Below are 10,025 nucleotides of genomic sequence, written 5' to 3'. Positions count from 1 at the left end.
TCCCAGACCGCCATTCACCCTGAAACTGAATTGGTTGCCGATGCTGGCTATCAGGGCGTTCAACACCAACACCCGCTGTGCCGTACACCGCACAAAGCGAGCAAGAAACGCAAGCTCACTCCGGCACAGAAAGCAGAAAATCTTCGACTGGCACGCTTCAGAATCGCTGTTGAGCATGTCATTCGTCGGATCAAGATTTTTCGAGTGTTGAAGGAAACGTATCGCCATCGGCGAAAGCGGTTCAGCCTCCGAGTCAACCTCATCGCCGCCATCTGCAACGCCACCGCTAAATGTGCCTGACTTTCGCAAGAGGTCTATTGAAGTTCACTCCGCCGTTCACCCGGATGGTGCCGGTGGCGTTCGGCCCCTGGATCGGCACGAAGGTATGGTCAAAATGCAAGCTGAAATTGTAGTTGTCTCCAACACCGGCCTGAGCATTCAGGCGGCTGGCCGGGTTGGCGGTCAGGGTCACTCCTTTGGGCAGCCCCTCGGTTCGCAACAGGTCGTCGCCGTTCAGTTGGAAGTCAGCATGCAGCTCCCCCTCGGTGATGGCTTCATCGAGTCTGGCCTGGGTGGTATCCAGCACCACTTCACTGTTCTCTTGCCGCACCGCCTGGACTTTGCGCAGGTAACCCGAGGGCGCGGCGTTCGACGGTTCCGAAACCAGAACGTCCCCGCTCTTCAGTTTGGCGAGTATTGGGCTGCTCTTGGAAAACCGCATCTCACCAGTGTCGCCGTTGTACGCCGTCAGCGAGGCGCGGGTGCTGGCGTCGGCAACTTTGGTGGTTTCGGGAATGATGACGGACGGCGGGGGAGCCGGGTCTGGCGTGGGGCCGGGGTCTGGTGAGGAGGGCGATCCACCGCAGCCGGCGAACACCATGGCGAGCAGCGTGAGGGCGGGCAGCAAAATTCTGTTCATGGCGCTCCTTGTCTTGAAGTGGGACGGGTGGGACGGGACGAAGGCGGTACGCCCTTGGAAGATTGATGCGTTCACCTGATCTAGGAACGTCTGTTGTGGACGGGCGGGTGCGGTTCCCTCTCGCCGCCCGCCCCGGATAGGGCCAAAGCTCAGCGGCGTGTGGGCCGTCTCGCGTTCAGTGCGGGCAATCCAGCTGCACCCGGAAACTCGGCGTGGGCGTGGTGAAGGCGACGCCGCGCTGCTGCTCGCTAAACCCGATGCCCCTGGGATCGATCTCGAACAGCAGTTTGCTGGGGGTGGGTCCGGCCTTTACACCCGCATCGAAATAAAAGTTGAGCTGAACCCGGAGCATGCCGCCCTGCTGCACCTTGGTCAGGGTGAGCTTCTGCACCTCCAAGGGGTCCACGGACAGGGCAGTGCCGTCGGGAAAGGTGAGCTGAATGCCGTCCCCGCTGTAACTGACACCCGCGTCGGTCAGCGTCATGGTGGTGCGCGTGCCGTTGCGGACCTCGACCGTCAGCCCCCAACTGGGTGTTGTGCCGTCCTTGACGATGCGCTCGATTTTGGTGACTTTCAGCCGCCACACGCCGTTGAAGAGCGTGTCGCCGACGCAGCCTTCCAGCGAGGGCCGTTGGTTCCCGCCGCCAGGTGAGACGGCGAGAGCTGGACTCAACAATCCGGCGAGCAGTAGGGCAGCGAGAAACAGGGCGTTGAACCGCCGGGAGACTCGGCGATACCTGAACACGGGCGGAACGGGCTTGAGCATACTGGCTCTCCTTTCTGATCCAGGGAATTGTGCGGAGAAGTGTTAAAGGGTGGCGCTGACTTCAGGGAGCGGCAATAGCGGCCCTCTTCCGGGGCGTACGTTCTTTGCCGCAGCGGTGGTCCACTTCCGTCTCACGTCTATTACCCACCGCACCCCATCCTCTGAGCGGGAGGCCGGGTGCCGGCGCCACTTCGGGCATCACGCCGTCAACGATGCTCTGGCTCCTGAGCCACTTCGGAGCGCGCGGCTCACCTGGGTCAGAGCTGAGTCATCCTGACCTGGACCCTGGGCGGCTGGTCTGGCTCGCAGGTAATGGCAAAGTGGTGAAAGGGAGCGCGCGGCAGAGAGAATCCGCCCTGTTCTTTGGCTCAGGGTACGGGAATGGCGACGCTGGAAAGATTCACGGCGACGGGTACAGCGCTCGCCGTTGTTCTGCCGTTGCCAAGCTGCCCGTAGTCATTCCGCCCCCATGTCACGACGGTGCCGTCGGCCTTGAGGGCCAGACTGTAGGTTTTATCCCCTGCAGGAGTCGAGTGAGGCTGCAAGAACGTTCCCCTGAGCGCCACACTCACGCCCGCCGCCGTGCAGTCCGTTCCCGTCACGAACGTTATGTTCTGCGTTCCTCTCGCCAGAAACTGAAGTCTCAAGCGGTGCGGGTGCCGGGCCGTGCTGATGTCGCTCAGCCGAACCGCCGCCGGATCAGAGCAGGGCTTGAGGTTGTCCAGAGCGGTCATGGGCAGGGCGTGGCCGGTCTGGTCACGTGGCTCCAGATCGAGGTACACCGGCAGGCTTTGGCCGCCCACCACCTTGAAGGTCTGCGGAGTGCTGCCGGGCCGCTTGACCACCGCGTTGAAGACGATGCTCTTGAGGGTAGAGTCGCTGTGCGGCGCGGTGTTATTGGTGCGGCCGCAGGCCGTCAGCAGAGCGGCGCACAGGGTCAGCAACGAGCGGGAGGGGAAGACCAGGGAGTTGGTCATACAGACTCCTGGGCCAGACAGAGGCATTCGGGGGCTGAGGCCCATCAGCGAGGGGGCAGCAGCCTGGGCCGCCGGTTCAGCGCCTGCCCAGTTGAACCCTGTTGGGGCCGATTGAGAAGCCTTGTTGCATGCCTTATTCATCGGATTTCTCCTTACAAAAAGGTTTGGTGCAGCTTTAGTCGCTGCCGATTGATGATCACTTTCGACTTCTGCCTGTCCCGGTCGCCAGAGACCACGCCTGCTCTAGAGCAGTTCTCCGAATTACGTCACCGCAATAGCAAGACCACCTCAGCTTCGGCGGCCCGTCCCCTGGCCCGTAGCGCCTGACCTGGCACCCGTTGCACGGCCTCTGCATGGTCATTTCATGAGGTCTGGATCACTTGTGTTCTAAGAACGCTTCCGCGCTAGCGCCACTTCTGGTAGGACCCCCCGTTGCAGCGTAGGGCGTAGACCTGCCGTTCGGCATTGCTGTCGAGACAGAACCCCGTTGCCAGAATCTGAATGGTCTGTGTCCCGTCGCCGTTTGCCAGGGACCGCCATTTCTGGTAGGACCCCCCGTTACAGTTTGTGGCGTAGATCAGTTTGGCGTTAAAACTGTCGCTTCCCAGACAGAAACTCGTCGCCAGATTCTGAAATGTCTGTGTCCCATCGCTGTTCACCCGAAGTTGCCATTCCTGATAGGCCCCCCCATTACACTTCAGGGCGTAGACCTGCCCTTTAGCATTGCTGTCCAGGCAGAAACTCGTCGCCAAGTTCTGGAGTGTCTGGTTACTTCCGGGGGCCGGGGCAGCCGGGCTGGAGGCTGGGGCGGTCGCGATCCTGGTGCCAGCCACCGCGTTGTCCTGCGCGGTCTGTGTCCGCACGGCGGGCAGCACGCAGACACGGTCTCCTGCAAAAGCCTCGCGCCACACGTACCCGTTCACGCAGGTATCCGTGCCGCTGGAATCATGCCGAGAAGCGGCATGGGCATTATCGTTGGCGGTTTGCTGCCGTGTCTCTGGGGTCACGCACACATGGTCACTGGGATTCGCCCCGCGCCACACGTATCCCGACTTGCAGGTGTCCGGCCCGTAGGCCTGCGCGGTGGCGGTCGGGCCGACCACGGCCAGCAGCGCGAACGCCGGGCCGAGCAGCAGAAGTGAGCGTGCGGGAAAGGTTAGCGTCCTGGGGATAGTGATCTTCATGGGTTCCTCCTGGCTGTTGAGCCGATGTGTTTTTCCGAGGGGTCTTTGAAGCCTGCGCCGCTCAGCGCAAAAATTCGGGGGGGCCAGCAGACTGGGCAGGCAATGAACTGGCGGCCCAGTCTGCTGGCGGGGGCCGACTGAGGAGACGTGGCGCGTACCCTGTTCATCGGATTTCTCCTTGCAAAAAACCCTGGTGCAGATCCGTTTCAGTCCTGAACTTCAACGGTGGCGGGTTGTTCATGCCCGTAGTTGAAGTACGTGTGCAGCACTTCATTCCCCGTGTTCCGCAGCCAGTGCGGCCAGCCGAGCGGGAAATACACGCAGTCGCCCGCCGCCAGCTCCAGTTCCAGCCATGTCTGATCTGGCGTTTGCAGTCCGGCGCTGGCCTGGCCCTGCACGATCACCGCCAGTTCGGAGGAGTTGGTGTGGTAATGCGTCGAACGCCAGGTGCCTTGTGGAATCTCCACCTGAGCAATCGAGATGCCCGCCAGCAGCGGCCAGACCGCTTTGTTCCCCTTGCGGGCGCTCGTGTTTTGGAGGATGGTGACGGGGGCCAGGCCAGCCAGACTCAACTTGTAGTCGGCGGCGGCCCCGGTGGTAGGCGACGTGGGGGCAGGAGCCGGGGTGGTCTGGGCCAGACCAGCGCCCCGCACCAGGGGCAGGCTGACCAGTCCCAGAACGGCGGCCCGGTGCATCAGCTCACGGCGCGAGAGGGTGGAAGCGGCGTTTTGTTCTGCATTTTGATAGGTCATGGAAATCTCCTCAATCTTGCTGTCGAACTGACGGACGCCAGAAAGGACAGCGGCGCACAGCAGAACCGCTGTTCTCAGCGGGGACGGGCAGATCATGGCTCTCGCTCCTGCCCCGGATCACGCACGGGAAGGGCCGGGACACGCTCGCCTTCCAGGGGGTGGGGTTCGTGACGGCCAGGCTGACTCCTTTCCACGGGAGGTTTCCTTCCCCCCTTGTCACCTGGGTGTGTTGACGCGGCGCGGAACCTATGACGCCTCCCACGCCAAACGCGGGATCTAGCCTGAATTCATGGCGTCCTCCTCGCTGGCCTGGGTTGTCCTGAGAAGCGGTTCACCACAGGTGGAGCAGTAGCTGGCGTAAGGGCTGGCAATCGGAGCGCGGCACAGTGGACACGCTTCGATCAGCCAAGTGCCGTCATTGATGCAATACCGCTCCGACGAACTGACCGGCACTGCGCGGGAGCAGCATGGACACAACCGGTAACGGATCGGTGTTCTGAGACCTGGATTGTCGTCTTGGCGTTTCACAAGCTCTCCGCCCTCCCCTGAAGTGCAGTGTTGGGGAGGGCGGATCGGAAACGGATCGGATGTTCAGGTTGCAGCGCGGATAAGGCCGAGAACCTGGGGCGGGTTCAACGTCGCCAGACAATCTTCCCAGTGTTCCGGCAACCGCTCGCCAACATCGAGGAACCGCGCCCTGGCCTGGTCATAGCTACGGGACAGTGCCTTTGGGTTGCCTACCCCACGCCAGGCCCGTAGGGTTAGCCCCAGCGCCTCCAGGTTGTAGGGATCGGCGTCCGTCAGCAGGTCTGCCACCCGGAGAGCCTCGGTGGGATCGCTGATCAGTTGTGCCTCACCTTGCCTCTGCAACATCAGGCAAAGCGCCTCGCGCACCGTTTCCGAGCGGGCCGCCGGATCTAATCCACTCAGAGGCGATCCCCGCCACAACCGGGTGTCGCCGTGCACCAGAAAAATCTCGGCATCGCTGGACACGCCTGACCCCAGGGCGTAGCCAGCCGTGGTGGTCAGGATGGTCCCGGCCCCCAGGAGTTCCCGGACCTGATACACCAGATCGGCCAGTAGGAGACCCGCCCGCCCCTCGGCTTGTTCCGGGTACAGCGATTCGAGCAGACTCAGGCGCGGCACCTCGGCCCGTCCCTCAATACGGGCTTCGAGCAGGGCGGCCAGCAGTTCCTGGCGTTTGCGGCCCCGCACCGGAATCGCCCCCGAAACAGACTCCCAGCGCATCGGCCCCAGTACCTTGAGCCGGAATTCAGGAACGGGGGGAGCGCTCTGGCCGGTCAGCCTACCGGCCAGTCCTGGGAAGAGGCGGTACACCAGATGAACGCCGTGCCGCAGACCACGCTGCTCAAACCATTCCAGGTGATCCCTGGCACGGCTGGTCTCATGGTTGAGGGCGCACAGTTCGAGTTCGATCACCCGCGTGGGAAAGGGCTCGGCGATCTCCACAGCCAATTGGAGGGCTTCTCCCAGGTGCTGGCGGGCCAGCGCTGGATCACCCTGCGCCTGCTCAACCCTGGACATGACCAGAAGGGCCTCCCGTTGCTGCCGGGGCCGTCCGCTCAACGTGGCCAGAGCCAGGGCCTCTTCGGCCTGTTCCCCGGCCAGCGTCAACTGACCATCATGAATCAGCGTCGCCGCCAATACCCGCGTCGCGCGGGCCTGGCCCACCAGATGGTTCAGCGCCCTAGAGACCCGCAGAGCGCCGGAGGCGTATTTCCGGGCCAGGGTCACGTTGAAAGCAGTGTCCAGGGTCAGGTACAGTTCGGCCAGCGCGTTCAGCCCGTCGATCAGGAAGCCGTGCGGTGGTTGCCGTTCCAGGATATCGAGACTCTCCAGATACAGGCCCTCTGCCCGGTCATAGTCTCCAAACCACACCAGTTGGTCAGCGATAGCCAGGTTGGCCTCGGCGTACTGAACGACATGCCCGCGCTGGAGACTCAACATGGCCGCTTCTTGAAGCTCCGGGAGGGCGGCGTGGTACTCGCCGAGATCCTGGAGCACCATGGCGTGGGCATGCAGGCTGCTGATGATGTTGTGGATCTCCCCCAGGGTTCGGGCAATGGCAAGAGATTGGCGAAAGAAGACCTCTGCGCCAGCGTTGTCGGCGCGCTGGGCACACAGGATGCCCCGCAGGTAGCTGAGCAGCGCCGCCGTGTGGTCACTCAGGGCCGGGTGTTGCTGGGCCACTGTCACCAGATGATCAGCCTCATCGGCGCGGCCCAGATTCAGCAGGGACCAGCCGATGTCATAGCAGGTTTCTGGATTGGATTCCAGCAGCTCTGGATGCTGCTCAAACAGCTCGACGACGCCCTGATCATCGCCGATGATGCTCCTGAGCCGGATTTGACGGCTCAGGCCGCCCTCGCCCTGCTCGCTCTCTGGGAGGTGGGCCAAGACCTGTTCAAGCCGGTCTTGCTCTCGACGGGTGGCAAAAATTCTAGCCAGCAGATCGATGGTTAGAATGTCGTGGGGAGTGATCTTCAGGGCCAGTTCTCCCAGCCGAATGGCGGTGGGCAGGTCGCTTCCCTTGAGGGCTGTGGCCGCCTCAAACGCCAGGGCAGCCTGCTCCGGCCCCGTGGCGTAGTTGACCGCCTGTACCAGCCACTGGGCGGCCTGGCCCTCCTGTCGATCCTGAGTGGCCTGTCTGGCCGCCTGCGTGAGCAAGTTCAGGGCCTGCGCTGGGTCAAGCGCTGCGTCGGCCACGAAGGCTGCGGCCCGCTGCGGGACAGCTTGGTAAGCGGTGATTGCCCGGCGCGCCAACACCTGACGCCTGCTGGCCGTCAGGCCGCGCGTGATCACCTCAGCGTACAGGGGCTGAGCGAACTCATCCTCAAGCAGGATGCCTTCCCGGCTCAGATGCGCGGTGGCAGTCACGGCAGCCTGATCACTTAGCCCGGCAACCTGCGCCAGAAGGGCTGGCTCGACACCCTGGCCGAGGAGTGCCTTGGCGTGGATAATGTCTTCCAGGCCGGGGGCGGCGGCCACCCCAGCGACGAGCTGCTCGATGAGCGCCTCGACTGTGCCTGGCACCATCCGGCGTTCAGGCGCGCGCCAGCGCCAATGCTGGCCGTCGTTCCAGATCACGCCCTGGCGGGCCAGGAAGCGGAAAAATTCGAGTGTGAATAGGGGATGACCCGCCGCCCGCTCGAAGATCCAGCCGAGCGCTTCGTGGGGCAGGGACCCCCCAATTTCCGATTCGAGTAGCCCGTCGGATTCAGCCCGGCTCAGGGGACTGAGGCGCACGGCCTCAAAACCGCCGGGAGGCTGGGTTCGGCTGGTCACCAGCAGCCCGACGCCCCTGATCTGGGACACGCGCGCCGCAAGATCCTGCCAGGACTGGAGTTGTGCCGCCGAACACCCGTGGAGATTCTCGGCGAGGATGACGAGCGGGGCACCCGCTCCAAGGTGCGCGGCGAGCAGTTCAGCCGCGTGCCCTGCGCTTAGGCTGGCCCCCTGTTCCAGACCAGCCACAGACTGCTCCAGCCAGACGCCAGGCTTTCTGGGCCGGGGCAGCGCCAGAATGAGTTGCTCCAGGGGCTGGGTGGCCTGAACCGTGATCGATGGACACGGCGTCACCCGCAGCAGCGCCTGTGCCAGATGCGTTTTGCCGATGCCTGGCTCACCCCACAGGCCCACGGCCACGCCGCTACGGTGAGCGGCCAGTCCCCGGAGTCGATTGGCGACGTGTTGACTGCGGGCGTCCATTCAAACCTCCAGAACCCAGCTCCAGCCGCGCCTGATCCCCTATGAAGGCCCTGCGCCATCTCATCGCCGTGTTCTTAACGGCATGATGCGGTAAACAGCATGGCCTGTCCACCAATTCAAGCTGAATTCTGGGGGCGTTACTCGTTTGAACGCTGAGCTTCATTTCAACTCCTCAGGATCTCGCAGCCGGACAATGTCCGGCTAGCGCTCAAAGTGATAGTGCCAGGCCGCATGCGGAAGGTGAATAGCCGTGAGGGACTGGAGCTGAACGAGGGCTTCGTCCTGTTCCAGAGCGTCGAGGAGACGAAAGCCATCCTGCCCCAGTTGCTGAAGATAAACCGCCCGGTTTGCCTTGCTTTTGGGCAGTCGAAACTCTTCCATGCGCCGTCCGTAACGCTCAAACCACGCCTCAGGTACCCAGGGCCTTGGCCAGAGGGGATCAACCGTCGCCAGCGCGTTAAGGGCAGCCTGGAAGGTCTCGGCGAGATGTTCATGACGCGTCAGTACGCGGACGCTGGTCAACACATGAGTGGAGTCCGTGAGTTGGTTTCCGCGCAACTTCAGCAAGCCGCTCTCCCGGTTTCAGGAGAGCATGTGATCCAGCAGCAACAGCTCTGCATTTCCCTGCACCAGACGGGTTCGGAATTCACTCAGCACTGTATGGTCGAAGCCGGAATCATCCAATTCCAGACTCAGCGCATATTTCCAGTCCAACCTGCCCCGGACGGCATCCGCAGCACCGTGGTCACTGAGTTGCTCCATGAATTGGTAAACGGTGATCAGAGCCAGACGCCAGGGAGACCAGGCGGGCTGGCCGTGGCGCGGAAACAGGGCCGCGAAGTCCTGATCTTGATACAGCGCGCCGAACTCGTCGCGCAGCCGCATAATCGTGATGCCTTTTGGAAACGAAGCACGCGCGACCCGGACGGTTTCTTCGGGGATATCACCCCACGGTTGAGGATGCAGGCTCATAACCCAGTGTGCGCTTCCCTTGCCGCATACAGCTATCACTCTAATTTTGCCGTGCCAGCCGAATAATTCCGATTTCGCCACCAGTATCGATCTTGTCGTCACCCCATCCTGTCAGAGTGTCGTATCGCCTTTCAATTGCATTTACGGGTGGTCATGACTTGGTTGCTCAGGGCTGAACAAGCCGTGCCACTGCGGCCTGGATGGCCTGCTGACGACGCTGAAATTCTTTTTCGTCGTCAGGAGCAGTGCTGAGTCCCGCGTTGGTCTGAATCAGGGCCAGGATCAGTTCTAGAAGCGTGGCGGCTGGAAACCGGTCACTGATGACGCCGCTGCGCTGGGCCTGGGCCACTGCCTCCACTTTGCGTCCGTAAGAGTCCAGCAGGCCCGTCAGCTTGCCTGCCTCTGGCCCGCGTTCTAACCTGGCCCACGTGACCAGTCGCATGATTTCCGGGTGCTGGCGGTAATGCTCCACCACCTTTGCGGCGTAGTCCGGCAGATCGTGGGCGTCCATCGGCACGTCGTTCATGTGGCGGCTGATCTGCTCCACACCCACCGCGTCAAACAGCTCATCCTTGCTTCCAAAATAGGTGTAGATCATGGCTTTATTGCTGCCCGCCGCCGCCGCGATCCGGTCAATCCGCGCCCCGGCGATGCCGTACTGGGCGAACTCTGCCGTGGCCGCCTCGAAAATCCGTTGTTTGGTGGCCTGAGCGTCGCGCTTCATCA

10 protein-coding genes are annotated in these 10,025 nt (G+C 62.7%); 1 reads left to right on the top strand and 9 read right to left on the bottom strand.

Going from position 1 to position 10,025, the window contains the following annotated elements; translation table 11 throughout:
* A partial coding sequence (locus tag BOO71_RS19490) for a transposase family protein (RefSeq protein WP_139323061.1) occupies positions 1-300 on the top strand: 300 nt, incomplete at its 5' end.
* Here BOO71_RS19490 and BOO71_RS19485 read toward each other — a convergent pair.
* From BOO71_RS19485 to BOO71_RS19445, 9 genes are all read right to left on the bottom strand, one after another.
* Positions 287-919 (bottom strand): hypothetical protein, encoded by a 633-nt coding sequence (locus tag BOO71_RS19485; protein ID WP_075835196.1) that lies wholly within the window; start codon positions 917-919, stop codon positions 287-289. The genes BOO71_RS19490 and BOO71_RS19485 overlap by 14 nt on opposite strands.
* Positions 920-1,094: 175 nt before the next feature.
* Positions 1,095-1,685, bottom strand: a complete 591-nt coding sequence (locus BOO71_RS19480) for a hypothetical protein (protein WP_075835194.1) — start codon at positions 1,683-1,685, stop codon at positions 1,095-1,097.
* A gap of 368 nt (positions 1,686-2,053) precedes the next feature.
* The gene (locus BOO71_RS19475; RefSeq protein WP_075835192.1) at positions 2,054-2,662 is read right to left on the bottom strand and encodes an RCC1 domain-containing protein; all 609 of its coding nucleotides are present in this window, start codon (positions 2,660-2,662) and stop codon (positions 2,054-2,056) included.
* Between the two features lie 404 nt (positions 2,663-3,066).
* Positions 3,067-3,846, bottom strand: coding sequence for an RICIN domain-containing protein (locus BOO71_RS28455; protein WP_217694913.1), 780 nt, complete (start codon positions 3,844-3,846; stop codon positions 3,067-3,069).
* A gap of 206 nt (positions 3,847-4,052) precedes the next feature.
* Positions 4,053-4,598 (bottom strand): cupin domain-containing protein, encoded by a 546-nt coding sequence (locus BOO71_RS19465; RefSeq protein ID WP_175607486.1) that lies wholly within the window; start codon positions 4,596-4,598, stop codon positions 4,053-4,055.
* Positions 4,599-5,189: 591 nt separating this feature from the next.
* Positions 5,190-8,327 carry a hypothetical protein gene (locus BOO71_RS19460; RefSeq protein WP_075835188.1) on the bottom strand — a complete coding sequence of 1,046 codons (3,138 nt, stop codon included), beginning with the start codon at positions 8,325-8,327 and terminating at the stop codon, positions 5,190-5,192.
* Positions 8,328-8,528: 201 nt separating this feature from the next.
* Positions 8,529-8,894: a hypothetical protein gene (locus tag BOO71_RS19455; protein WP_075835186.1), complete on the bottom strand. Its 366-nt coding sequence runs from the start codon at positions 8,892-8,894 to the stop codon at positions 8,529-8,531.
* 15 nt (positions 8,895-8,909) lie between these two features.
* A complete protein-coding gene (locus BOO71_RS19450; protein WP_075835184.1) occupies positions 8,910-9,299 on the bottom strand; it encodes a transposase in 390 nt (129 codons plus the stop codon).
* Between the two features lie 166 nt (positions 9,300-9,465).
* On the bottom strand, positions 9,466-10,025 hold a 560-nt coding region (locus BOO71_RS19445), incomplete at its 5' end, for a TetR family transcriptional regulator (protein ID WP_075835182.1).

This window comes from Deinococcus marmoris, assembly GCF_001949125.1.
Classification (GTDB): Bacteria; Deinococcota; Deinococci; order Deinococcales; family Deinococcaceae; genus Deinococcus; species Deinococcus marmoris_A.
The sequence above is the reverse complement of the archived record's forward strand: the minus strand, read 5'-3'. Positions and strand labels throughout refer to the sequence as shown.

Bases quoted from the DNA above. Each gene is read 5' to 3' on its own strand.
- BOO71_RS19485 (WP_075835196.1), bottom strand. From the start codon at position 919: ATGAACAGAATTTTGCTGCCCGCCCTCACGCTGCTCGCCATGGTGTTC.
- BOO71_RS19480 (WP_075835194.1), bottom strand. From the start codon at position 1,685: ATGCTCAAGCCCGTTCCGCCCGTGTTCAGGTATCGCCGAGTCTCCCGG.
- BOO71_RS19475 (WP_075835192.1), bottom strand. From the start codon at position 2,662: ATGACCAACTCCCTGGTCTTCCCCTCCCGCTCGTTGCTGACCCTGTGC.
- BOO71_RS19450 (WP_075835184.1), bottom strand. From the start codon at position 9,299: ATGAGCCTGCATCCTCAACCGTGGGGTGATATCCCCGAAGAAACCGTC.
- BOO71_RS19460 (WP_075835188.1), bottom strand. From the start codon at position 8,327: ATGGACGCCCGCAGTCAACACGTCGCCAATCGACTCCGGGGACTGGCC.
- BOO71_RS19465 (WP_175607486.1), bottom strand. From the start codon at position 4,598: ATGACCTATCAAAATGCAGAACAAAACGCCGCTTCCACCCTCTCGCGC.
- BOO71_RS28455 (WP_217694913.1), bottom strand. From the start codon at position 3,846: ATGAAGATCACTATCCCCAGGACGCTAACCTTTCCCGCACGCTCACTT.